The following is a 23,644-nucleotide window of genomic DNA, read 5'->3' on the forward strand; positions in this document are numbered from 1 at the left end:
CAAAGCCCACTGCTCGCACAGTGGGCTTTTACGGTCAGCTATTAGTCACGCAGTTACTGAGGGGAGACTTCGGTCTTCGGCTTGCCGAAGTGCCATTCGTAGACCACGAACTTGAAGTCTTTCAGGTCGCCTTTCTCGTCGTACGACAGGGTGCCGGTCGGGGTCTTGAAGGAGCCGGCGTGGATGGCGGCTGCCACCTTGTCGGTGTCTTCGGACTTGGCCGCTTCGATACCTTTGGCGATCAGCTCCACAGCCGAGTAGGCCGGGAACACGAACGGGCCGCTCGGGTCCTTGCCGTCAGCCTTGATGGCGTCGACGATGGCCTTGTTCTCAGGGTCGGCGTCGAACGACTTTGGCAGGGTGACCAGCAGGCCTTCGGAAGCACCTTGGGCGATCTGCGAGATGGAGTCGTTACCCACGCCTTCCGGACCCATGAACTTGGCTTTCAGGCCTTTTTCCTGGGCTTGGCGCAGGATCAGGCCCAGCTCTGGGTGGTAGCCGCCGTAGTAGACGAAGTCGACGTTGTTCTGCTTGAGCTTCTGGATGATCGAGGAGAAGTCCTTGTCACCGGCGTTCAGGCCTTCGAAGACGGCCACCTTGGTGCCTTTCTTCTCGAGGGTCTGCTTGACCGCGGTGGCGATGCCTTCACCGTACTGTTGCTTGTCGTGCAGCACGGCAACCACTTTCGGCTTGACGTGGTCGGCGATGTAGTTGCCGGCAGCCGGGCCCTGGGCGCTGTCCAGGCCGATGGTGCGGAAGATCAGCTTGTAGCCACGGGCGGTGATTTCCGGTGAGGTGGCGGCCGGGGTGATCATGATCACGCCTTCGTCTTCGTAGATGTCGGACGCAGGCTGGGTGGAGCTGGAGCACAGGTGGCCGATGACGAACTTGACGCCGTCGTTGACCACTTTGTTGGCGACTGCCACGGCCTGTTTAGGGTCGCAGGCGTCGTCGTATTCCTTGGCTTCAAGCATTTTGCCATCGACGCCGCCCTTGGCGTTGATGTCCTTGATGGCCTGTTTGGCGCCGATGAACTGCATGTCGCCGTACTGGGTCACAGGGCCGGTTTTAGGGCCTGCGATCCCGATCTTGATGGTATCGGCGGCAAACGAATGGCTGGCTACCCCGGCCAGTACCATTGCGGCGAACAGCTTGGAAATCTTGATCATAGTGCTCCACTCATTCTGTTGTAATTCTTATAGTCCTGGCGGCCAGGGCTACAGACCGGGCGGGATTTGCGGCATGGCCACGCCACACTGCATGCCCACCTTCCCCCGGAACATGTCCCGGAACTGTACCGGTACAGTGTAGAGCGCTGTTTGCGCGCTTGAAAAGCGGGCAAAAAGTGCCTGTTCTGCGGATTGTCGCATGGTCGACACAAAGATACAGAAAAGCGCCATCACTTTGCCTGCATTCCGGGCCCCACCCCACAACTTCGGGGCCAATCGACCAAATTACATATTTGAAACCGGGTTTTTCTGCAAAAATGCCGGCCTTTTTTCATTGGCCGAATTTGCGGGTACAAACCCATGACTGATCAAACAAGCACCCTCTATGCCAAATTGCTCGGCGAGACGGCGACAATCGAGTGGAAGGCTTTGGAGCGTTTCTGGGCCAAGGGTGACCTGATTTGGGTCGACCCCAGTCTCGACCTGATCGAGGTTGCTGCGGCAATGGCCGAGAATCGCAGCGAGATCTTCGCCAAGTGGCGTACTGATGGCACTGTCGGGCCGGTCAGCGCCGAGCAGGCAATTGACCTGCAAAGCCGCGATCCAGAGATCTGGGCCGTGGTGGTTTCACCGTTCATCGTGATTCAAGCCAAGCAAGCGGAATAACGGCGCGCTTTTTTAGTGCGTAAAAATACGCAGCTGCCCCATGGTGGTGCTTGTTGACGCTCACGTAAGGTGGAAGTTGGTAACATTGCTGGGCTGATTCGGCGCTGCGGTAACAGTTTACGGCATGCGTAATGGGGGCCGCTCTGCGGACCCTCGCGCATTGGCAGAAGTTTTGGCAGAGGTCATAGTGCGGCATTTGCCGGCATTGCCTCGCCCGCTTGTCACGCTTCATTAATCTTCTGCCTGGAGTCGTTCATGAGTACTGCACTGCCTACGCTGGGATTCGCCGGGATTGGCCTGATGGGACTGCCGATGTGCCGGCGCCTGTTGGCCGCGGGTTATCCGCTGAGGGTCTGGAACCGCAGCCCGGACAAATGCGCCACGTTGGTGGCCGCAGGTGCTCGGTTGGCGGCCAGCCCGGCCGAGCTGTGTCGTGACAGCGACATGGTGCTGTTGTGCCTGGCCGACACGGCGGTGGTGCGCGAGGTGGTGTTTGGCGAGCAAGGCATCGCCGAGGGCGGGCGCAGCGGCCAGTTGCTGGTGGACTTCTCCAGCCTCGAGCCGACCGCCACCCGGGAAATGGCTGCCGAGCTGGCTGCGCTGTGCGGCATGGCCTGGCTGGACGCCCCGGTTTCCGGTGGCACGCCAGGGGCCGAGGCGGGCACCTTGGCGATCATGGTGGGTGGCGAAGCGACTGACCTGCAGCGGGCGCGCCCGGTGCTGCAGGTGCTTGGCCAGCGGGTCACGCACATGGGCGCTGTGGGGGCAGGGCAGGTGACCAAGGCCTGCAATCAGATGATCGTGGCCTGCAATGCCCTGGTAATTGCCGAGGTAGTGGCGTTGGCCGAGCAGTCAGGCGTGGACGCCACCTTGATCGCCGAGGCCCTTGCCGGTGGCTTTGCCGATTCGAAGCCGCTGCAGATCCTGGCGCCGCAGATGGCCGAAAGCCGTTTCGAACCGGTCAAGTGGCATGTCCGCACTTTGCTCAAGGACCTTGACGGTGCCGTCAAGCTGTCCCGCGAGCAAGGTACGGCAACGCCGCTCAGTGGCCTTGCCGCGCAGCTGATGCGCCTGCACGGTAGCCAGGGGAATCTGCAAAAAGATCCGGCGACCCTGGTAGAGCTGTATCGCAACAAGGGCTGAACACACTTTCCTGGCGGTCGAGCTGATCGAGCAGCGAGCGTAGCTCGCTCAGCGGCACGGGGCGGCTGAGCAGGTAGCCCTGCAGGTAGTCGCAGCCTTTGCTGACCAGGAATTCATGTTGCTCCACGGTTTCGACGCCTTCGCTGACCACTTCCAGGTGCAGGGTGTGGGCCATGGCGATGATGGCCTCGATGATCTCGCGATCCTTCAGGCTGCCGGGCACATCCTGCAGGAACGAGCGGTCGATCTTCAGCACGTCCAGAGGCAGGCGCTTGAGGTAGGCCAGCGACGAATAGCCGGTGCCGAAATCGTCGATCGACAGGCCGACACCTTGGCCGCGAATGCGCTTGAGCAGGCTGACGGTATGCTCGATGTCACCCATCAAAGCGTTTTCGGTGACTTCCAGTTCCAGCTGGCGAGGCGCCAGGCCCGCCTGGAACAGCGCCACTTCCACTTCGCTGGGCAGGGCTTCATGGCCCAGGGTCACCGCCGAGCAATTGACCGTGACCTTGAGGCTGGTAAAACCATGCTGCTGAAGCCGGGCCAGGTCCTGACAGGCGTGGCGCAGCACCCACAGGTCGAGGTCGACGATCAGGCCGTTGGCTTCGGCAATGCCGATGAACCGGTCAGGCCCCATCAGCCCGTGCAGCGGGTGCTGCCAACGCACCAGCGCTTCGAGTTTGGCCACCTGGCCGGTGCGCAGGTCGAAGATGGGTTGGTAATGCACGCACAGGCCGCGTTCTTCGAGCAGGGCAATGCGCAGTTCCTCTTCCAGTTGCAAGGCCAGGCTGGCACGGCTTTTCAGGCTGCTGTTGAAAAAGTGCAGGCTGTTGCGCCCGCTGCCTTTGGATTGATACAGGGCCAGGTCGGCGTGCTTGAGCAGTTCCTCAGTGGTCAGGCCATCATCGGGGTAGATGCTGATGCCGATGCTGGTGGTCATGACCATGCGCCGGCCGCCCAGGTCGATCGGCTCCTTCATTCGTTGCATGATGCGCTGGGCCAGGTGGCGCGCCTCGTCGTGGCTGTTGAGGCTGGTGACCACACAGAATTCGTCACCGCCGAAGCGGGCCACCAGGTCGTGGCTGCGGGTGGCAGCCGTGATGTGGTTGGCGATCACTTTGAGCAATTCGTCGCCGGCGTCGTGGCCGAGGCTATCGTTGATCCGCTTGAAGTGGTCGATGTCGAGGAACATCACGGCCAGGCGGTGTTCGCCAGGATCCTGCTCTGCCAGGCGTTCGGCGAAGATCTGGTTGAAGCCACGGCGGTTGACCAGGTTGGTCAGGGCGTCATAGTGGGCGGCCAGTTGCAGCGACTCGCGGGCCTGGTCCAGTTGGCTGAGCAGCACGCCATAGCGGCGCAGGTCGTCTTCCTTGCTCTGCAGCTTCTTGTCGGCCAGGGCGGCGCTGATGCTGCTGCCGCTGATCAGCAAGGTGATGAAGGCGATGGTCAGCCCCAGCTGCAGGCTGTTGTCGCCCGAGGGCAGGCGCAAGGCGGTGTCGGCAGGGATTACCAGAGTCATGGCCGACATGGCGGTGAAGTGGGTGGCCACGATGCCGCCGGCCATGATCAGGCTGGCGCCATATTTCATGGTCTGGTGCAGGGTACCGCTGCCGTTGCGGAAGTAGCGGGCCAGCAACAACGCGACAAGGCTGGTGAGCAGGGCGATGACGGCGCTGCTTAGCAGCAGGCCGGTCTGGTAATACTGCTGGGCACCGGTCTGCAGCGCGGCCATGCCGACGAAATGCATGATGACAATGCCCATGCCGATAAGCAGTGCGCTTTGCAGGTAGTGCTGCGGGCGCATTTCGCTGCGGTCCAGGCTGTTCATCGCCAGCCAGGCCACCACTAAGGCGATCAATAGCGACAGGCCGGTCAGCGACACGTCGTAATGCATCTCCACCGGGGCCTGGAAGGCCAGCATGCTGATGAAGTGCATGGCCCATATGCCGCCGGCCAGGCAACAGGCGCCGAGCACACGCCATTGTCGCTGGGCAGCGCGCAACTCGGTGTGGGATTGGCGCTCGGCCATGTCGAGGGTGGCGAAGCACGCTGCGCTGGCCACGGCAAAAGCGATCAGCACCAATAGCGGTTCATGGCGGCAGTCGATGACGATGCGCCCGGTTACCGGCAGTTCGGTGAACAGTTGCAGTCCCAGCCAGTCCATTGCTTGCCCTTTGCTCGAGTTTTCACTCGTCTCCGTTCAAGCCCTGTGGAGACTGTTCTGGGGCAGTATAGAAACAGGTGGTTAAACCTTCCTGACTAGTGGCACTTTGGCTTCAATGATTTGGCTCTGAAGTCTATAGCCAGTGGGTATAACGAACTGGGGGGCGCCAAAGCGCCCCCCAGTCATGTGGCAAGTCGGTCAGCCAGCGACCAGCACACGAATCGCTTCGAGGCGCAGCGCAGCCTTGTCGAGCATCGCCAGGCCTTGCTCACGCTGCTTGCGCAGCGCATCGATCTCGCTGTCACGCACGCTCGGGTTGACTGCCTGCAGCGCGGTCAGGCGTGCCAGCTCTTCATCGGCCTCGGCGACCAGGCGGCGCTGGGCTTCGGCCACGCGTTCGACGTGGACCGGCATGACCTTGGCTTCACCACCACTGATGCGCTGGGCCAGCACGTCACGCTGGGCCTGCACGAACTTGTTGGCGCTGGCCCGCGGCACGCTTTCGAGCTGGTCATTGAGGGTTTCGAACGCCACCCGCGAAGCCAGGTCGTTGCCGTTGGCATCGAGCAGGCAGCGCAGCGCAGCTGGCGGCAGGTAGCGGCCCAGTTGCAGGCTGCGCGGCGCCACCACCTCGCTGACGAACAGCAGTTCGAGCAGCACGGTGCCTGGCTTGAGTGCCTTGTTCTTGATCAGCGCGACAGCGGTGTTGCCCATCGAGCCGGACAGCACCAGGTCCATGCCGCCCTGCACCATCGGGTGTTCCCAGGTGAGGAACTGCATGTCTTCACGCGACAGCGCCTGGGCGCGGTCGTAGGTGATGGTCACGCCTTCGTCGTCGCCCAGCGGGAAGCTGGCGTCGAGCATCTTCTCGCTCGGCTTGAGGATCAGGGCGTTCTCCGAATGGTCTTCGCTGTCGATGCCGAAGGCGTCGAACAGGGTTTCCATGTAGATCGGCAGGGCGAACTGGTCGTCTTGCTCGAGGATTGCCTCGACCAGCGCCTGGCCCTCGCCGGCACCACCGGAGTTGAGCTCCAGCAGGCGGTCACGGCCGCTGTGCAGTTCTGCCTCCAGGCGCTCGCGCTCGCCACGGGCCTCGTCGACCAATGCGGTCCAGGCCTTGGCATCGCCGCCTTCGAGCATCGGCAGCAGGCGCGGGCCGAACTGGTGCTGAAGGGCGTTACCGGTCGGGCAGGTATTGAGGAAAGCGTTCAGGCCATCGTGGTACCACTGGAACAGGCGCTCCTGCGGGCTGTCCTGCAGATACGGAATGTGCAGTTCGATGGTGTGCTTCTGGCCGATACGGTCGAGACGGCCGATGCGCTGTTCGAGCAGGTCCGGGTGGGCCGGCAGGTCGAACATCACCAGGTGATGGGCGAACTGGAAGTTGCGGCCTTCACTGCCGATCTCGGAGCAGATCAGCACCTGGGCGCCGAATTCCTCGTCGGCGAAGTAGGCCGCGGCGCGGTCACGCTCGAGGATGCTCATGCCTTCGTGGAACACCGTGGCCGGGATGCCGGAGCGCACGCGCAGGGCGTCTTCCAGGTCCATGGCGGTTTCAGCGTGGGCGCAGATCACCAGGACCTTGGTGCGCTTGAGCATCTTCAGCGTGTCGATCAGCCAGTCGACACGTGGGTCGAAGCGCCACCAGCGTTCGTCATCGCTGACTTCGCCCTGGGCCTGGAAGGCCACTTCCGGGTACAGCTCGGCATGTTCGCCGGCTGGCAGGTCCTGGTAGGGCGCCGGGTTGGCCAGCGGGTATGGATGCAGCTGGCGCTCGGGGAAGCCCTGGACGGCCGCACGGGTGTTGCGGAACAGCACGCGGCCAGTGCCGTGACGGTCGAGCAGTTCGCGGATCAGGCGGGCACTGGCCTGGGTATCACCATCGTTGACTGCGGCCAGCAGGGCTTCGCCTTCGGCGCCGAGGAAGCCTTGAATGGTGGCATGGGCCTTGGGTGACAGGCGGCCTTCTTCAAGCAGTTCCTGCACGGCTTCGGCCACCGGGCGGTAGTTTTCGCTCTCGGCGCGGAACGCCGCGAGGTCATGGAAACGGTTGGGGTCGAGCAGGCGCAGGCGGGCGAAGTGGCTGTCCTGGCCAAGCTGTTCGGGGGTAGCGGTCAGCAGCAGCACGCCCGGGATGACCTGGGCCAATTGCTCGACCAGGCTGTATTCGGTGCTGGCCTGCTCTTCGTGCCACACCAGGTGGTGCGCCTCGTCGACCACCATCAGGTCCCAGCCAGCGGCGAACAGCGCGTCCTGGGCCTTTTCGTCATCGACCAGCCACTCCAGGGCGACCAGCGCCAGCTGGGCATCCTCGAACGGGTTGCTGGCGTCGCTTTCGATGAAGCGCTCGGCGTCGAACAGAGCGACCTGCAGGTTGAAGCGCCGGCGCATTTCCACCAGCCACTGGTGCTGAAGGTTCTCCGGAACCAGGATCAGCACGCGGTTGGCGCGGCCGGACAGCAGCTGGCGGTGAATCACCAGGCCGGCCTCGATGGTCTTGCCCAGGCCTACTTCGTCAGCCAGCAGAACGCGTGGGGCGCTGCGGTCGGCGACTTCGCGGGCGATGTGCAACTGGTGGGCGATCGGTTGCGCGCGGCAACCGCCCAGGCCCCATAGCGAGGACTGCATCTGCTTGCTGGTGTGGTGCAGGGTGTTGTAACGCAGGCTGAACCACGACAGCGGGTCGATCTGCCCGGCAAACAGGCGGTCGCTGGCCAGGCGGAACTGGATGAAGTTCGACAGCTGGGTTTCTGGCAGGGTGCGCGCCTGGTTCTGGCCATCCAGGCCGTGGTAGACCATCAGCCCGTCGATGTCCTCGACCTCGCGCACGGTCAGCTTCCAGCCTTCGAAGTGGGTGATCTGGTCACCCGGCGAGAAACGCACGCGGGTCAGCGGCGCATTGCGCAGGGAATACTGACGGGTGTCGCCAGTGGCCGGGTAGAGCACGGTCAACAGGCGGCCATCCTGCGCCAGGATGGTCCCCAGGCCAAGCTCCGCTTCACTGTCGCTGATCCAGCGTTGCCCCGGTTGATACTGCTGCGCCATACTGCCTGAACTCCCGCGATGAAAAAGCCGGCTATGTTAACGGATAGGCCGGGCGGACCATAGACCAGAAGTCCATGAGTCTAGCTGTTTCATCGCAGAACACTGTCTTGCTGACGAGGGCTACGTACCGATATGCCGCTCAAGCACCGCTGGTTGCACACTTCCCTGGCCCTGGGCAGCTTTCTGCTGCTGGCTGCCTGTGAACAGAAAAATTTCGAAACCTTGCCTGCGATCCCGGTCGAGCAGCTCGAAGTGCTGGGCGTGCAGACGCCGATCAAGAGCGTGCACTTCCGCGACCGCGACGGCGAGGGGCTGCTGGTGCTCAGCCGCAGCGACGGCCAGGCGGTCGATGCCGAGTCCGAGCAGGAGGTCGACAAGGTGGTGCTCAAGGCCACCCTGTACGGGCGCACCTCCGAGGGAGATGCGTTCAAGCCGCGCTGGCAGATCGAGCAGGAAACCACTTGCCCGGGGCTGGACCTGGATGTCGACTTCTATACCGATGTCAGTGACGTCAGTGACCTGAACAAGGACGGTGTCGCCGAGGTGACCGTGGCCAGCCATGCCTTCTGTGGCGGCGGCATCGACCCGCACGACATCGCCATCGAGATGCGTGAGGGGCAGAACACCTACACCATCACTGGTCAGTCGCTGATCACTCCGGCAGGTGAAGAACCGGTTGGCGGCGAACGTGAAGACAGCGCTTCGCTGAAGAACGCGCCCCAGGTGCTGCGTGAGCACATGGATTCGGTCTGGCAGCAGGTCTACAAGCGGCCCTGGAGCGAAGCCAGCCCGCCGGCCAACGACGACCCTGAGGATGAAGCCGAATAACGGCTGTCTATACTGGCATGGCGCGGCCGTGAAAGGCCGCACATCCTTACCTTTTGACGCTCAAGCTGGCTAACGGATGGCCGATACAGTGGGCACAGGAGAACTTCCATGCTGCCGCCGATCATCCCGCTCAGTGCCGCCCCCGTGACCTCGCAACAGGACCCGGTCAAGCAGACCCCCGATATCAAGCCGGTGGTGCCCGTGCAGCCGTCGTCCAATGAAAGCGCCATCGACCTCAAGCAGCAGCGCGACCCGCAGGAGCAGGCCTTGCTGCTGCGTGAAGAGCAGCGCCGGCAGCAGCAACGGCGCAACAGCAAGGGCGATGAGGAGCGTTACAACGCGGTGCCGGGTGATGAAGTCAACGCCGACAATACCGTGCCGGTGGCGCCGCTGATGGGCGAGCACCAGCGTCAGGGCCTGCTGGTCGATATCGAAGTCTGACGCGGGGCTGGTCACGGCCGGCGCCTGGCTTCATGATGCAAGTCTCTGTAGATCGTCGAGCCCACCCATGAGCCAAGACAACCTCATCGACTTCGATGCCGAGCGCGCCAAGCGCATCCATGACCTCAAGGAAAAACGCCTGAACGAAGTGCGCCAGGCGTTCGAGCAGGCCATGCCGCTTGCCACCGCGAAGAAAAAGAAGCCCAAGGGCAAGCCCAAGAAGCGCTGAAACTTGACGCAGGTCAACCCTGCACCCGCCTCGCGTGCCCGGTCCCGGGCAGCATTGACCCTGATCAATTTTCCCCGCCCCCGTATTCGTTACCTTGCATCCATCGGACAACGGCAAACGAATCGGGAGGCCAGCATGTTTTTCGACAATGTGGTTATCGCGGGCGTGGTAACGGTCGGGTTGATGTTTGCATTCTTTGCCGGTCTGGGCATTTTCATCTGGAAGGACTCGCAAAAGCGCAAGCCGCGCTGACCTTCCGGCTTCACGAGCACGCAAGGCATTTTGGGCGACTTCGGTCGCCTATTTTTTTGCCTGCGATTTTTGTCGATAAAGATGATTAGCTAGCTAACCAATCGTTTCGACAGTATCCTTCTCTCCATTGTCTATCGTTCATGTAACCATCCCCCGCAAGGTCCGATTCGTGCCCATCACCTTCCAGGCCCTGTTCGCACCCAGCAGCCTCGCCATCAAGTTCGCCATCAAGACCCTGCTTGGGGCGGGCCTGGCGCTGTGGCTGGCCATGCGTTGGGGGCTGGAGCAACCGTCCTGGGCGTTGATGACCGCATTCATCGTCGCCCAGCCGTTGTCGGGGATGGTGGTGCAAAAGGGCCTGGCGCGTATGGCCGGGACCTTGGTCGGCACGGTCATGTCGGTGGTGTTCATCGGCCTGTTCGCCCAGACCCCATGGCTGTTCCTGATCACCCTGGCGCTGTGGCTGGCCCTGTGCACGGCGGCCTCCACCCAGTTACGCAGTGCCTGGGCCTATTCGTTCGTACTGGCCGGCTACACCGCAGCCATCATTGCCTTGCCCGCCATCAGTCATCCCTTGCAGGTGTTCGACCAGGCGGTGGCGCGTTGCACCGAGATCTGCCTGGGGATCTTCTGCGCAACCGCCAGCAGTGCCTTGATCTGGCCGATGCGGGTCGAGCAGCAGCTCGCCGGGCAGGCCCGTCAGGCCTGGCAGAACGGGTTGCAGGCGGCAAGCGCGATGCTGGGCGGCGAGGATGAAGCGCGCAAAGGGTTGCTGGACAGCCTCGGTCGCATCGTCGCCATCGATACCCAGCGCGAGCACGCCTGGTTCGAGGGCCCGCGCGGGCGGCTGCGGGCCAAGGCCATTCGCGGGCTGAGCCAGAAACTCATGGTGCTGCTGCGCATTTCACGCTCGGTCCGCCGGCAGTGGCGGCAACTGGACGAGCACGAAGCCGGGCGCCTTGGTCCTTGGCTTGAACAACTGCGTGCACTGCTGGTCAACCCCGATCAGCCGAGCCTGCTGGTGTTGCGCCAGCGTATCTGGGACGCCGCACATGACGAGCAGATCAGCTCGGCCGAGCACTTCTGCCTGGCGCGCATGGCCTTGCTGCTGGACTTCGCCATGGCCGCCACCCAGGCCCTGGACGATGTCGAGGCGGGCAGGGCGCCGAAGGATGTCGCCCAGGGCCTGGCGGTGCATCGCGACTGGTCGCTGGCGTTGTTGTTCGGTTCACGCAGTGCCCTGGCCTTCCTGGTGATGAGCAGCTTCTGGCTGGCCACTGCCTGGCCGTCGGCGCCAGGCGGCCTGGTGCTGACCTGCGTGGTCTGCAGCCTGTTCGCCAGCCGCGAGAACGGCGCGCAGATCGGCCTGAGTTTCTTGCGCGGGATCTTCCTGGCGATCCCGGCCGCCTTCCTGGTCGGGCAGATCATCCTGCCGCAGTGGAGCAGCTTCGCCATGCTCTGCCTGGGCATGGGCGTGCCGCTGTTCTTCGGGGCGCTAGGCATGGCCCATCCACGTACCGGCGCCACGGCGACTTCATATTGCCTGCATTTCATCGTGCTGGTCTCGCCGCTCAATGCCATGACGTTTGGTGTGGCGACCATGCTCAACAGCGCCCTGGCCATGTTGATGGGTGTGGGCGCCGCCGTGTTGGCGTTCCGCCTGCTGGTGTTCCGTCACCCGGCCTGGCTTGGCCGGCGCCTGCGCGCCGCGACCCAGAGCGACCTGGTGCGCTTGACCCGACGCGATTTGCGCGGTGCCGACAGCTGGTTTGGCGGGCGCATGGCCGACCGCCTGATGCAGCTGGCCCGGCATGCCAGTGAATTGCCGGCCACCGAGCGCAAGCGCTGGGATGACGGCCTGCATGGGCTGGATATCGGAGACGAACTGGTGCACTTGCGCATGTGCCTGGCGGTGGCCCAGGTGGCCCAGGTGGCATTGGCTGGCGCCGAGCGCGAGTACCTGCAGCAGGTCGAGGCGGTGCTGGCCAAAGGCCCGGCAGCGGGTCGCGGGCAGCGCCTGGATGCAGCCAGCGAGCAGTTCATCGCCGCCTTGCAGCGGGCGCCGGCCAGCGACCCGTTGCGTCTCGCCCAGGGCGCGGTACTGCAGTTGCAGAAAAGCTGGGGGAAGTGGTGCCGTTCGCAGGAGGATGCCCATGGGCTTGCGTGAGTGGGAGCTGGGCGGTGTGCTGCTCAGCCCGTTCCTGATTTATGTGCTGATGGCGCTGGCGCTGACCGGCGTGCTGCGCCTGGTGGTGCAGGCCACGCCGCTGGGGCGCTGGATCTGGCATGAGGCGCTGTTCGACACGGCGTTGTTCGTTTGTGTGCTGTTCCTGGTAGTTCGCCTGCTGGGGCCTTTGTAAGGAGTGATTCAATGCGTGCCGTCGTCCGTACCCTGGTGACCTTGTGCGTGGTCGCCATTGCCGTTCTGGCCGGCTTCAAGCTCTGGCAGTACTACATGCTCACGCCATGGACGCGTGATGCCCGGGTGCGTGCCGATGTGGTGGTGATCGCCCCGGACGTGTCTGGCTGGGTGCGTGAGCTGAAGGTGCAGGACAACCAGCAGGTCAAGGCTGGCGACCTGCTGATGAGCATCGATCGCGAGCGCTTCCAGGCCGCGTTCGACCAAGCCAGCGCGGTGGCTGAAACTCGCGCTCAACAGCTGCACCTGCGCGAGCGTGAAGCAGCGCGGCGCACAGCCTTGGGGCCGGAGGCGATCAGTGCCGAGCTGCGCGAGAATGCCCAGATCAACGCCGCCGTAGCCCGCGGCGAATTGCATGAGGCCGAAGCCCAGTTGCAGGTGGCGAAGATCAACCTGGCGCGCAGCGAAGTGCGGGCGCCGCGTAGCGGTCATATCACGAACCTGCGTCTGGCGCAGGGCAATTATGTGAATACCGGTCAATCGGTGATGGCGCTGGTGGATGATTCGACGTTCTACATCCAGGCCTATTTCGAGGAAACCAAGCTGCCGCGCATTCGGGTTGGCGATGAGGTGAAGGTCTGGCTGATGGGCGCGGGCGATGCGATGCAGGGCCATGTAGAAAGCATCAGCCGCGGTATCACCGACAGCAACAGCAACCCGGACAGCCAGCTGCTGCCAGTGGTGGAACCGACCTTCAACTGGGTGCGGCTGGCGCAGCGGATCCCGGTGCGGATCAGGCTGGACCAGATTCCCGAAGGCGTGCACCTGAGCGCGGGGATGACCGCCAGCGTGCAGGTGCATGAGGATCAGGCAGAACAGTGATGGCCAGGGCGCCGCAAAACGGCCGCAGAATTTCTGCTTTAAAGGAACATCCCGCCAGACACTTCCAGCCGCTGCCCGGTGATCCATCCATTGCCCTCTTCGAGCAACAGCGCGATGGCGGCGCCGATATCATCGGGCAACCCGACCCGCCCCAGCGCCGTATTGCCGGCAATGAAGTCATTGACCTGCTGGTTGTCGCGCACTACCCCGCCACCAAAATCAGTCTCGATCGCCCCCGGTGCGAGGATGTTGACGCGGATGCCGCGTGCCCCGAGCTCCTTGGCCTGATACCGGGTCAAGACCTCCATCGCCCCCTTCATGGCCGCATAGGCGGCATACCCAGGCAGTGCGAAACGCGCCAGCCCGGACGAGATGTTGACGATGCGCCCGCCATCGGCCAGCAACGGCAGCAGCCGCTGGGTGAGGAAGAACGGCCCCTTGAGCTGAATGTTCAACAACTGGTCGAACTGCGCCTCGGTGGTTTCGCTGAACGGTACATTCAGGCCGATACCGGCATTGTTCACCAGGAAGTCGAAGCGCTCACGGCCGAAGTGTTGTTGCAAGGTGGTGCCCAGGCGTTCGGCAAAGCTGGCGAAGCTGCTGCTGTCGCCGACATCCAGTTGCAGCATGGCCGCCTTGGCTCCAGCCTCTTCGAGGGCCTTGGCCACCTGCTGGGCTTCGTCAGCCTTGCTGTGGTAGGTGCCGATGATGTCGATACCGCGTGCAGCCAGGTGTTCGGCGGCATTGCGGCCCAGGCCACGGCTGGCGCCAGTAATCAGAGCGATCTTGCGAGTCATGTCGTATCCCTCGTCGGTGGTGGATGACGGACAGGTTATTGATCGTGCTGCTGCTGTTAAATCCAGCGGAATCGGAAATACTGTTCGCGTTTACCGAACAGTCGGAGTGGATATGAACAAGCTGGAACTGCTGCGCACCTTCGTTCGCGTCAGTGAATTGAGCAGTTTCACACTGGCGGCAGACAGCCTGGGCCTGCCGCGCTCGACGGTATCGGAGCAGGTGAGGGCATTGGAGCATTTGCTCGGCACGCGCCTGTTCAACCGCACTACGCGGCGCGTCCAGGCGACTCAGGACGGTTCGTTGCTGTATGAGCGTAGCAAGGACCTGCTGTCGGGCATGGACGAGATCGAGAGCCTGTTCCGCGCGGACGATGCCGAGCTGGCCGGCTGCTTGCGGGTCGACATGCCGACCATGATGGCCCGCCGTGTGATCATTCCGGCCTTGCCGCAGTTCCTGTCGCGGTTTCCCAGGCTGGAGGTGGAGATCAGTTGCACCGATCGACAAGTTGACCTGCTGCGTGAAGGCTTCGACTGTGTCATGCGCATCGGTGCACTAAGTGATCTGGATGTCGTGGCGCGTTCTGTCGGCCAGTTGAGCATGCGCAATTGCGCCAGCCCCAGCTACCTTGCCCGTTACGGCGTGCCACAGAACCTGGACGATCTGGAGGAGCACCGCCTGGTCCACTATGTGCGCAACCTGGGGGCGCGCAGCGCGGGCTTTGAATACATGCAGGCCGGCCAGGTATGCTTTCAGCCCATGGCCGGCGTGGTCACGGTCAACAATGCCGAGGCCTATTCGGCGGCATGCCTGGCGGGCCTTGGCTTGATCCAGGTGCCGGCAGTGGGTGTGGCGCATCACCTGGCAAGCGGCGAGCTGGTGGAGGTGATGCACGGCTGGCAGGCACAGGCCATGCCGGTGTCCTTGCTGTATGCCCGGCAACGGCATGTGCCACGTAGGGTCCAGGCTTTCATGGGCTGGCTGGGCGGGCTGCTGGCGTCGCAGGTCGACGCCATGCCAGTCGATCTCATGCCAGACGACGAAAACCTTGGCACAACGATGAGCACATGAGCTAGGCTGCCCACTGCGCGTCGCCCATCAGAGGCGACCGTTGCCTGCCTGGCGTGCGTCACTTCCGTTCATTTGCGAGGTTACGCCATGGCCATCACTTCCCAGGACATCTGCAGCGCTGCCGACCAGCTCAATGGTTTTGTCGGCTTTCACGGCAAGCGCGGCGTCCATATCGTGCGGTTTTCCGAGGACGCGTTCGGCATGGACGTGGCGGATGACAGCATCACCCCCTGCAACGAATTCGTCTGGCGGCCACAACAGGGCGCGCGCATGGCACTGTGCCGGGAGCGTCTGGCGCTGTTGCTGGAGCAGCATGTGGATGACCGGCTGAACATCGGCGAGCCATTGCGCATCTACCTGCGGCGCAGCGATTTGCCGGAGATCGTGGCCGAGCGCTCGCTGCGCTGAGCAGGTTCAGGTGGCATCGGCAGAGCAACCCGGCCTGTGTTGCAACAATTGCTCGAAGCCGGCCCTGTCCAGTGGCCGGCTCAGGTAATAACCCTGCACTTCATGACAATTGTCCCTGGCCAGGGTTTGCAGCTGCTGTTCGGTTTCCACCCCCTCGGCGGTCACGGTAAGCCCCATCGCCTGGCCCAGGTTGATGATGGCCTGCACCACCGCCCGGTCGTTGCCGGTGGCGTTGGCCAGGCCGGCGATGAAGCGCTTGTCGATCTTGATGCTGTCGAACGGATAGGTGCGCAGATAACCCAGCGACGAGTAGCCTGTACCGAAGTCGTCCATGTTCAGCCGAACGCCCAGCTCCTTGAGCGCGAGCATGGTGCCCAGGGCGCCTTCGATATCGTTGAGCATCACGTTCTCGGTTATCTCCAGCTCCAGCCGCTGGGCGGGGAAGCGTGTTTCCAGAAGGATCTCGCGAATGTCGGCAACCACGTCGCTGCGCATGAACTGCGCCGGTGACAGGTTTACCGACACCAGCAGGTGCTCCGGCCAGTCGAGTGCACTGCGGCACGCTTCGCGCAGTACCCAGCGTCCCAGGGTGACGATGAGCTCGCTTTGCTCGGCCAGCGGTATGAAGGTATCCGGGGCAAGCAGGCCTTCTTGCGGATGTTGCCAGCGCAGCAGGGCTTCGACCGAAACGATGCGCAAGTCGCCCAGGCGGTAGCGTGGCTGGTAATGGAGAACGAACTCGTTGTTGTTCAGCGCGCGGCGCAGGTCATTTTCCAGTTGGCGGCGATACTGGATCTGCTGGTTCATCTCGGCGCTGAAGTAGCGCCAGGTGCCTTTGCCATCGGCCTTGGCCTGGTAGAGGGCGATGTCCGCACAACGGATCAGCTCGCCAGCATCGAAACCTTGATTGCGTGTCTGGGCGATGCCGACGCTGGCGCCGATGTGCAACTGATGGCTTTCGAAGGCGATGGGCTGTTGCAGCAATTCGATGAGCCGCCGGCACAGCTTGTCGATCTCGCTGCGGTTATCCATGCCGGTGAGCACCAGGACGAACTCGTCACCGCCCAGACGCGCCACCAGGTCAACGTCACGCGTGGTGTCACGCAGGCGCGCGGCGATCTCTTGCAGGACTGCATCACCTGCCGCGTGGCCAAGGGAGTCGTTGATGGGCTTGAAGTTGTCGAGGTCGAGCAGCAGCAGGGTCAGCGGCGGCGAGTCACTGCCGCGCAGCAATGCCTGTTCGAGGTGCCGGGCCAGCTTGTTGCGGTTGGCCAGGCCGGTCAGCGGGTCGTGCAGCGACAGGTGCTGGATGCGCGCATGGGCCTCGACTTCGTCGGTGATATCGCTGGCCGTGCCGCGAAAGCCGGCGAGCTTGCCATCGAAGCGGATCGCCCGGGCTGAAATCCGGCAGTAGCGGCTCAGGCCGTTGTGGTCGAGGTAGGCACAGCGCAGGTTGGCCGGTTGCTCCGAATCGGCCTCGGCCTGGGCGTCGAGCCACGGAGAAAGGGGAGTGGTTTCACAGCTGAGCAACTGGTTGAGCGGCTGGCCCAGCCAGACCTCGACCGGGTCGCCGGTGACCTTGACGAATCGTTGTGACAGATAGGTCAGCCGTTGCTGGCGGTCGGTCTCCCAGATCCAGTCGGACGCAGCCTCGGCGACCGCGCGAAAACGCTGTTCACTGGCTTCCAGCGCCTGGTTGCTTTCCTGCAGGCGCTCAAGGCTGAGGTCGATGGCGCGGGAGCTGCGCAGCGCATGGCGAAACAGATAGAGCATGACCAAGGCCAGTATCAGCAGTGCGCAAATCAAGGGCGGCAGCACGGCCCATAGCAGTTGTCGCCCAGGCTGCGGGCTGGTCCAGGTCAGGTGGTAGCCGGTGTCGCCCAGGGCGATTTGTTGCTGGGGGCGGTCGTGCTCGCCGTTCTTTTCGATGTGCATGTGCGCAAGGCCTGCACCCGCGCCCAGGCGCTCTAGCTTGGCTTCGGTGAGCTGGTCGACGAACAGCATGACCGGTGCCTGGCTCACCTCCTGCGCGGAAACATCCCGGTCCGGGCGCACGGCGGCAGCGCTGAGCACTGCTGGCCAGTTGTTGAACATGACGAAGCGGGTAATCTGCTCGCGGGCGCTGGCGGCCCCACGTGCCGCGTCGATGACTGCGGCCAGGGGGGTATCGATGAAGCTGCCAGCATCCGCCTGGGTCGGCGCCCCCTTGAAAAGCGCATAGGTGGTGCGTTGGTCCTCCACCACGAATACCCCTTCGTAGCCGCTGGCGCTGTACAGCGACTCGCCGACATTCTTTTCTTCATAGGCCCACTGCCAGTCGACCTTGCCAGCCAGGTGTTCGAAGGCGGCGTCCCACACCGCGTAGCTGGAAAGAAACTGCCTGGAGGCCAGCAACCGTTGTTCCAGCGCCTGGGTGGCATGGAACGCACTGCGTTGCTGCTCCTGTTCGTCGAGCGTGGCGGCGATATTGAACAAGGCACCCAGCGTGACCAGGCAGGCGAGGCCGAAAACGACGCAGAAGCCGCCAATCAGATGACGCACCTGGAGGCGGGGGAGGGGGCTGGCGGTCCTGGCCATGCGCGAACAACTCCTTGTTGACTGCAGTCCCCTGCCGGGCAATCAGCAAGGAGGTTCAGTCAGGATAGGCCAGCCTGAGCGGGGAGGCCTCGCCTTGGGCGAAATTGACCTGGTCGCGACCGCGGCGCTTGGCGCTGTACAGCGCCTTGTCGGCCTGCTCCAGCCAGTGCTCGGGGGACTGGAGGTCGGCATGGAACGCCGCCAGGCCAATGCTCAGGCTGATGCGCAGGTGCGGCAGCTGCGGGTTGCGGTAGCTGGCGACCTGTTCGCGCAGGCGCTCCATGGCCTGGCAGGCCTGAGCCTCGCTGGTGGCGGGGAGGATCACGCAGAACTCATCGCCGCCGTAGCGCCCGGCCTGGTCGGACTCGCGCAGGTTGCGCTTGAGCTGCTCGCTCATCTGGCGCAGTACGCAATCGCCGACCACGTGGCCGAAGGTGTCGTTGATGGTCTTGAAGTGATCGATGTCGATCAGCGCGATCACTGCGGGCGACTGTTGTTGCCGGCAGGCCTGGAACCTGAGCAGCAGCAGGTCTTTCCAGGCGCCGTGGTTGAGCAGGCCGGTCAGGCTGTCGGTCAGGCTCAGGGCGCTGAGGCGGCGCTTGTGCTCGGCCAGTTTGATTGCCAGACGGTAGCAAACCCAGCCAAGGGCCAACGGATAGAGGGTCAGCATGGGCAGGCAGGCGTAGATCTGCAGCGCCGTGGCGTTCAGCTGCAGCCCGGTGCCCAGTAGCGTGCTGGCCAGCAGGATGCCGGCCAGTTGAGCCATGATCCCGCGAACGATCAGGCGCTTGCCGCCCGCCGCGACGTTGTTCATGGTCATCATCGACAGTACGGTCACGCTCGGCAGCGGGTTGAAGTGCATGGCCGCAGTCCAGAAACCGCCTAGCAGCGAGTCCAGCAGCATGTTGCGCTGTTCCGCCTGATAAGGGGACGCCGAACGCGATGCCCACTGATAGGCGACATGTGGCCAGAGCAGGCCATTGAACAGCAGAAGCACCCAGACCCAGGTTGGCGGCGACAGCGGCGCCACGGCAGCGGCTACGCTGAACAGGCCGATCCCCAGGCCGATGACACGCGGAAGGTAGATGCGCCTGACGAAAGAAAGTCCCTTGCCGCTGCGATTGTCCATCATGGTCGTTGATCTTCTGCTGGGGTGCCGTTTATCGCATAACTCACGTGAATATTGTTGAACAGTGTTTCATCGGCGAAAAATGACCTTACAAGCCAATTCACGGTTGATGTGATCCCAGTGGGGTAACATGAAGCCTTTCCTCTTGCTTGGAGTGTTGCTGCTCATGGCTCCCATGGCGAATCCTGGCGACCGATCGGCGCCGCAGCGGGACGGACGCTTTCACAACCAGGCCAGCCTGCCCCAGGATGGCGTGCTGAAGAAGCTGCGCATCGGCCTCAAGTACCTGTTCCTGCGCAAGCCGCCGGAAACCCGGCCGGCGGCCGCAATCAGCGTGCAGCCCATGACCCGCCAGCAGGTGCTCGATGCGCCGGACCACAGCCTCTGGCGCCTGGGCCATTCCACAGTATTGCTCAAGCTGCGTGGTCGCTACTTCATTACCGACCCGGTCTTCGCCGAGCGCGCCTCGCCGGTGCAATGGGCCGGGCCGCTGCGCTTTCATGCGCCACCGCTGGGGCTGGATGAGCTGCCGCCGCTGACGGCGGTAATTCTGTCCCACGACCATTTCGACCACCTCGATGAGCAGGCGATACGCCGGCTGGCTCCGCGTGCCGAGCGCTTCCTTGCGCCGCTCGGGGTGGGGGACCTGCTGATCGAGTGGGGGGTGCCTGCTGCAAAGGTCGTGCAACTGGACTGGTGGCAGGAAACCGAAGTCGAGGGTGTGCGTTTCGTTGCCACGCCCGCGCAACACTTCTCCGGGCGTGGCCTGTTCGACAGCAACCGCACCTTGTGGGCTTCCTGGGTGCTGATAGATGACCAGACGCGTGTGTTCTTCAGCGGTGATACCGGTTACTTCGCCGGCTTTGCTGAAATCGGCGAGCGCTTCGGGCCGTTCGACCTGACGTTGATCGAAACGGGAGCCTACAACGTGGCCTGGCCCAACGTGCACATGCAACCTGAGCAGAGCTTGCAGGCACACCTGGATTTGCGCGGGCGCTGGATGTTGCCGATTCATAATGGCACCTTCGACCTGTCCATCCATGGCTGGCAGGAGCCGTTCGAGCGCATCGTCGCGCTGGCAGCTGCAGCCCAGGTGCGGCTGAGTACGCCACAGATGGGCGAGCAGGTCAGTATCGACTCACCGCACGAGGGGCAGAACTGGTGGCAGCCGCACCCGGCGCGACAGCGGGGTAGGGCGGCCGAACGGGCATTGGCGGCGCGCTGAGTTCAGTCCCGGTGTTGCTGACCTTCTTTATCCTTTAATAGTTGCGATGGCGGCTTGCCGCTGTCGCTGCGAACCTGGGCATGGCTGATCAGGGCGAAGATGAAACTGCCACCGATGATGTTGCCAGCCAGGGTCGGCAAGGCGAATGCCAGCCAGAAGCTGCGCCAGGTTTCGTCGCCCGCCCATACCAGGTAGGAGACTTCTACCGAGCCAACGACGATATGGGTGAAGTCACCCAGCGCCATCAGGTAGGTGATCATCAGGATGATCCAGATCTTGGCCTGCTCCATGGACGGGATCATCCAGACCATGGTGGCGATCATCCAGCCCGATACGATGCCTTTGGCGAACATCTGGCTGATGTCGTTCTTCATTACCTTGCGCCCGACTTCGAGGAAGGCTACGTCGGTCTTGCTGTCGAAGATCGGCAGTTCGAGCATCACCCAGGCCACCAGCAGGGTGCCCGCGAGGTTGCCGAGCAGTACTACGCTCCAGAGCCGCAGCAGGCGCCCGAGGTTGGCCAGGGTTGGCGTGGTCATGACCGGCAGCACGGCGGTGAGGGTGTTTTCGGTGAACAGTTGCTGGCGTGCCAGGATAACTGCAAGAAAACCGGCGCTGTAGCCGATGCTGGCGATGACCTGGGCGCTTTCACCTTCAGGCAGTCGGGCATAGAACAGCCCCATGGCCATTAATGACAGGCCCATGGTCAGGCCGGCGGCAAGGGCAGACCACCACAGCGCCGCGAGCGTGCGCTGCAGTTCCTGATCGCCCTGGGAACGAATGATCTCGTGCAATACCGCAGCCCGCGGCGGCTGGTTATGGCTGACTTCCTTTTCTTCATCCGCCGACAGGCCTGGGGTCTTTTCGCTCTGCGCATCGCTCATGGCCGTCACGCTCCACGGGTTGTTTCTCTACAGAGCGGCGCTTCATGCATTTAGTTGCCAGGTGGCCGCAGATGAAGATCGAAAGTTTTTTCAGATCAAGGTGTTGACTCTGATTTCAAAGCGCGTATTATTCGCCTCCTCGCAGCGTTGAACGCAACGAGGCAAGCGGTAAGTTGTTGAAGTTGAACGCTTTTGAAAGAAAGCAGTTTCGAAAAAACTTCAAAATAACGCTTGACAGCAAATGAGGAAAGCGTAGAATGCGCGCCTCGGTTGAGACGAAAAGCTCTTAACCAAACGCTCTTTAACAAATCGAATCAAGCAATTCGTGTGGGTGCTTGTGAGTACGGACTGATAGTCACAAAGATTATCAGCATCACAAGTGGCCATGCGAGAAATCACATAGTCATTTGAGATTGCTGAGCCAAGTTTAGGGTTTCTTAAAAACCCAAGCAGTATTGAACTGAAGAGTTTGATCATGGCTCAGATTGAACGCTGGCGGCAGGCCTAACACATGCAAGTCGAGCGGATGACGGGAGCTTGCTCCTTGATTCAGCGGCGGACGGGTGAGTAATGCCTAGGAATCTGCCTGGTAGTGGGGGACAACGTTTCGAAAGGAGCGCTAATACCGCATACGTCCTACGGGAGAAAGCAGGGGACCTTCGGGCCTTGCGCTATCAGATGAGCCTAGGTCGGATTAGCTAGTTGGTGGGGTAATGGCTCACCAAGGCGACGATCCGTAACTGGTCTGAGAGGATGATCAGTCACACTGGAACTGAGACACGGTCCAGACTCCTACGGGAGGCAGCAGTGGGGAATATTGGACAATGGGCGAAAGCCTGATCCAGCCATGCCGCGTGTGTGAAGAAGGTCTTCGGATTGTAAAGCACTTTAAGTTGGGAGGAAGGGCAGTAAGCTAATACCTTGCTGTTTTGACGTTACCGACAGAATAAGCACCGGCTAACTCTGTGCCAGCAGCCGCGGTAATACAGAGGGTGCAAGCGTTAATCGGAATTACTGGGCGTAAAGCGCGCGTAGGTGGTTTGTTAAGTTGGATGTGAAAGCCCCGGGCTCAACCTGGGAACTGCATCCAAAACTGGCAAGCTAGAGTACGGTAGAGGGTGGTGGAATTTCCTGTGTAGCGGTGAAATGCGTAGATATAGGAAGGAACACCAGTGGCGAAGGCGACCACCTGGACTGATACTGACACTGAGGTGCGAAAGCGTGGGGAGCAAACAGGATTAGATACCCTGGTAGTCCACGCCGTAAACGATGTCAACTAGCCGTTGGAATCCTTGAGATTTTAGTGGCGCAGCTAACGCATTAAGTTGACCGCCTGGGGAGTACGGCCGCAAGGTTAAAACTCAAATGAATTGACGGGGGCCCGCACAAGCGGTGGAGCATGTGGTTTAATTCGAAGCAACGCGAAGAACCTTACCAGGCCTTGACATGCAGAGAACTTTCCAGAGATGGATTGGTGCCTTCGGGAACTCTGACACAGGTGCTGCATGGCTGTCGTCAGCTCGTGTCGTGAGATGTTGGGTTAAGTCCCGTAACGAGCGCAACCCTTGTCCTTAGTTACCAGCACGTAATGGTGGGCACTCTAAGGAGACTGCCGGTGACAAACCGGAGGAAGGTGGGGATGACGTCAAGTCATCATGGCCCTTACGGCCTGGGCTACACACGTGCTACAATGGTCGGTACAGAGGGTTGCCAAACCGCGAGGTGGAGCTAATCTCACAAAACCGATCGTAGTCCGGATCGCAGTCTGCAACTCGACTGCGTGAAGTCGGAATCGCTAGTAATCGCGAATCAGAATGTCGCGGTGAATACGTTCCCGGGCCTTGTACACACCGCCCGTCACACCATGGGAGTGGGTTGCACCAGAAGTAGCTAGTCTAACCTTCGGGAGGACGGTTACCACGGTGTGATTCATGACTGGGGTGAAGTCGTAACAAGGTAGCCGTAGGGGAACCTGCGGCTGGATCACCTCCTTAATCGACGACATCAGCCTGCTGATGAGCTCCCACACGAATTGCTTGATTCATTGTAAAAGACGATGCTGTAACGCGACCCTGTTATAGGTCTGTAGCTCAGTTGGTTAGAGCGCACCCCTGATAAGGGTGAGGTCGGCAGTTCAAATCTGCCCAGACCTACCATTACTTGGTTCAGCCGTATACGGGGCCATAGCTCAGCTGGGAGAGCGCCTGCCTTGCACGCAGGAGGTCAGCGGTTCGATCCCGCTTGGCTCCACCACTTTCGCAGTACGCAGTAACTTGTCAGAACTTAGAAATGAGCATTCAGTTTGAATGTTGATTTCTGACTTTTGTCAGATCGTTCTTTAAAAATTCGGATATGTGATAGATATAGACTGAACACC

General features: G+C 62.1%; 19 protein-coding genes, 2 tRNA genes and 1 rRNA gene. 15 read left to right on the plus strand and 7 right to left on the minus strand.

Features of this window, described 5'->3' with window-relative positions; all coding sequences use genetic code 11:
* Positions 1-53: 53 nt before the first annotated feature.
* Positions 54-1,169, minus strand: coding sequence for a branched-chain amino acid ABC transporter substrate-binding protein (locus C2H86_RS17750; protein WP_027918931.1), 1,116 nt, complete (start codon positions 1,167-1,169; stop codon positions 54-56).
* 360 nt (positions 1,170-1,529) lie between these two features.
* On the opposite strand from C2H86_RS17750, the gene C2H86_RS17755 reads away from it, so the two are divergent.
* Together C2H86_RS17755 and C2H86_RS17760 are read left to right on the plus strand one after the other, a co-directional pair.
* Positions 1,530-1,835 (plus strand): DUF2288 domain-containing protein, encoded by a 306-nt coding sequence (locus C2H86_RS17755; RefSeq protein ID WP_159409155.1) that lies wholly within the window; start codon positions 1,530-1,532, stop codon positions 1,833-1,835.
* A 255-nt stretch (positions 1,836-2,090) separates the two neighbouring features.
* Positions 2,091-2,978, plus strand: a complete 888-nt coding sequence (locus C2H86_RS17760) for an NAD(P)-dependent oxidoreductase (RefSeq protein WP_159409156.1) — start codon at positions 2,091-2,093, stop codon at positions 2,976-2,978.
* Here the strand turns inward: C2H86_RS17760 and C2H86_RS17765 are convergent.
* Positions 2,878-5,142 (minus strand): putative bifunctional diguanylate cyclase/phosphodiesterase, encoded by a 2,265-nt coding sequence (locus C2H86_RS17765; protein ID WP_159409157.1) that lies wholly within the window; start codon positions 5,140-5,142, stop codon positions 2,878-2,880. The genes C2H86_RS17760 and C2H86_RS17765 overlap by 101 nt on opposite strands.
* A 198-nt stretch (positions 5,143-5,340) precedes the next feature.
* The gene (gene rapA / locus C2H86_RS17770) at positions 5,341-8,187 is read right to left on the minus strand and encodes an RNA polymerase-associated protein RapA (protein ID WP_159409158.1); all 2,847 of its coding nucleotides are present in this window, start codon (positions 8,185-8,187) and stop codon (positions 5,341-5,343) included.
* 132 nt (positions 8,188-8,319) lie between these two features.
* Here rapA and C2H86_RS17775 point away from each other — a divergent pair, with 132 nt between their 5' ends.
* The 7 genes from C2H86_RS17775 (at position 8,320) to C2H86_RS17795 (ending at position 13,178) form a co-directional block, all read left to right on the plus strand.
* Positions 8,320-9,015, plus strand: a complete 696-nt coding sequence (locus C2H86_RS17775) for a M949_RS01915 family surface polysaccharide biosynthesis protein (protein WP_159409159.1) — start codon at positions 8,320-8,322, stop codon at positions 9,013-9,015.
* A gap of 108 nt (positions 9,016-9,123) precedes the next feature.
* The gene (locus C2H86_RS17780) at positions 9,124-9,456 is read left to right on the plus strand and encodes an aspartate-semialdehyde dehydrogenase (RefSeq protein ID WP_103449455.1); all 333 of its coding nucleotides are present in this window, start codon (positions 9,124-9,126) and stop codon (positions 9,454-9,456) included.
* A gap of 67 nt (positions 9,457-9,523) precedes the next feature.
* Positions 9,524-9,685 (plus strand): hypothetical protein, encoded by a 162-nt coding sequence (locus C2H86_RS28200; RefSeq protein WP_165837386.1) that lies wholly within the window; start codon positions 9,524-9,526, stop codon positions 9,683-9,685.
* A 135-nt stretch (positions 9,686-9,820) separates the two neighbouring features.
* A complete protein-coding gene (gene ccoM, locus C2H86_RS28550; protein ID WP_275898203.1) occupies positions 9,821-9,937 on the plus strand; it encodes a cytochrome c oxidase subunit CcoM in 117 nt (38 codons plus the stop codon).
* A 169-nt stretch (positions 9,938-10,106) separates the two neighbouring features.
* Positions 10,107-12,104 (plus strand): FUSC family protein, encoded by a 1,998-nt coding sequence (locus tag C2H86_RS17785; RefSeq protein WP_159409160.1) that lies wholly within the window; start codon positions 10,107-10,109, stop codon positions 12,102-12,104.
* Positions 12,091-12,297 (plus strand): DUF1656 domain-containing protein, encoded by a 207-nt coding sequence (locus tag C2H86_RS17790; protein ID WP_027918922.1) that lies wholly within the window; start codon positions 12,091-12,093, stop codon positions 12,295-12,297. Before C2H86_RS17785 ends, C2H86_RS17790 begins: the two co-directional genes overlap by 14 nt.
* Before the next feature lie 11 nt (positions 12,298-12,308).
* Positions 12,309-13,178 (plus strand): efflux RND transporter periplasmic adaptor subunit, encoded by an 870-nt coding sequence (locus tag C2H86_RS17795; RefSeq protein WP_159409161.1) that lies wholly within the window; start codon positions 12,309-12,311, stop codon positions 13,176-13,178.
* Between the two features lie 38 nt (positions 13,179-13,216).
* Here the strand turns inward: C2H86_RS17795 and C2H86_RS17800 are convergent, their stop codons facing one another.
* Positions 13,217-13,975 (minus strand): SDR family NAD(P)-dependent oxidoreductase, encoded by a 759-nt coding sequence (locus tag C2H86_RS17800; protein WP_159409162.1) that lies wholly within the window; start codon positions 13,973-13,975, stop codon positions 13,217-13,219.
* Between the two features lie 112 nt (positions 13,976-14,087).
* On the opposite strand from C2H86_RS17800, the gene C2H86_RS17805 reads away from it, so the two are divergent.
* Together C2H86_RS17805 and C2H86_RS17810 are read left to right on the plus strand one after the other, a co-directional pair.
* Positions 14,088-15,044 carry a LysR family transcriptional regulator gene (locus tag C2H86_RS17805; RefSeq protein ID WP_159409163.1) on the plus strand — a complete coding sequence of 319 codons (957 nt, stop codon included), beginning with the start codon at positions 14,088-14,090 and terminating at the stop codon, positions 15,042-15,044.
* Between the two features lie 87 nt (positions 15,045-15,131).
* Positions 15,132-15,452: a DUF2025 family protein gene (locus C2H86_RS17810; RefSeq protein ID WP_159409164.1), complete on the plus strand. Its 321-nt coding sequence runs from the start codon at positions 15,132-15,134 to the stop codon at positions 15,450-15,452.
* A 6-nt stretch (positions 15,453-15,458) separates the two neighbouring features.
* On the opposite strand, the gene C2H86_RS17815 is transcribed toward C2H86_RS17810, so the two are convergent.
* Together C2H86_RS17815 and C2H86_RS17820 are read right to left on the minus strand one after the other, a co-directional pair.
* Complete coding sequence (locus C2H86_RS17815) at positions 15,459-18,029, minus strand: bifunctional diguanylate cyclase/phosphodiesterase (protein ID WP_159409165.1); 2,571 nt, start codon at positions 18,027-18,029, stop codon at positions 15,459-15,461.
* Positions 18,030-18,084: 55 nt separating this feature from the next.
* Positions 18,085-19,158, minus strand: coding sequence for a diguanylate cyclase (locus tag C2H86_RS17820; protein ID WP_159412951.1), 1,074 nt, complete (start codon positions 19,156-19,158; stop codon positions 18,085-18,087).
* A gap of 130 nt (positions 19,159-19,288) precedes the next feature.
* On the opposite strand from C2H86_RS17820, the gene C2H86_RS17825 reads away from it, so the two are divergent.
* Positions 19,289-20,383: an MBL fold metallo-hydrolase gene (locus tag C2H86_RS17825; RefSeq protein ID WP_159409166.1), complete on the plus strand. Its 1,095-nt coding sequence runs from the start codon at positions 19,289-19,291 to the stop codon at positions 20,381-20,383.
* A gap of 2 nt (positions 20,384-20,385) precedes the next feature.
* Here C2H86_RS17825 and C2H86_RS17830 read toward each other — a convergent pair whose 3' ends face one another.
* Complete coding sequence (locus tag C2H86_RS17830) at positions 20,386-21,267, minus strand: formate/nitrite transporter family protein (protein ID WP_159409167.1); 882 nt, start codon at positions 21,265-21,267, stop codon at positions 20,386-20,388.
* 457 nt (positions 21,268-21,724) lie between these two features.
* Between C2H86_RS17830 and C2H86_RS17835 the strand changes: the two genes are divergently transcribed.
* The 3 genes from C2H86_RS17835 to C2H86_RS17845 all read left to right on the plus strand — a co-directional run bounded on the left by C2H86_RS17835 (position 21,725) and on the right by C2H86_RS17845 (position 23,520).
* A 16S ribosomal RNA gene (locus C2H86_RS17835) occupies positions 21,725-23,261 on the plus strand.
* 85 nt (positions 23,262-23,346) lie between these two features.
* Positions 23,347-23,423: transfer RNA gene (locus C2H86_RS17840), tRNA-Ile, on the plus strand.
* 21 nt (positions 23,424-23,444) lie between these two features.
* A tRNA-Ala gene (locus C2H86_RS17845) sits at positions 23,445-23,520 on the plus strand.
* The last annotated feature ends 124 nt before the right edge of the window (positions 23,521-23,644 follow it).

It is taken from the genome of Pseudomonas putida (genome assembly GCF_009883635.2).
GTDB classification, from domain to species: domain Bacteria; phylum Pseudomonadota; class Gammaproteobacteria; order Pseudomonadales; family Pseudomonadaceae; genus Aquipseudomonas; species Aquipseudomonas putida_W.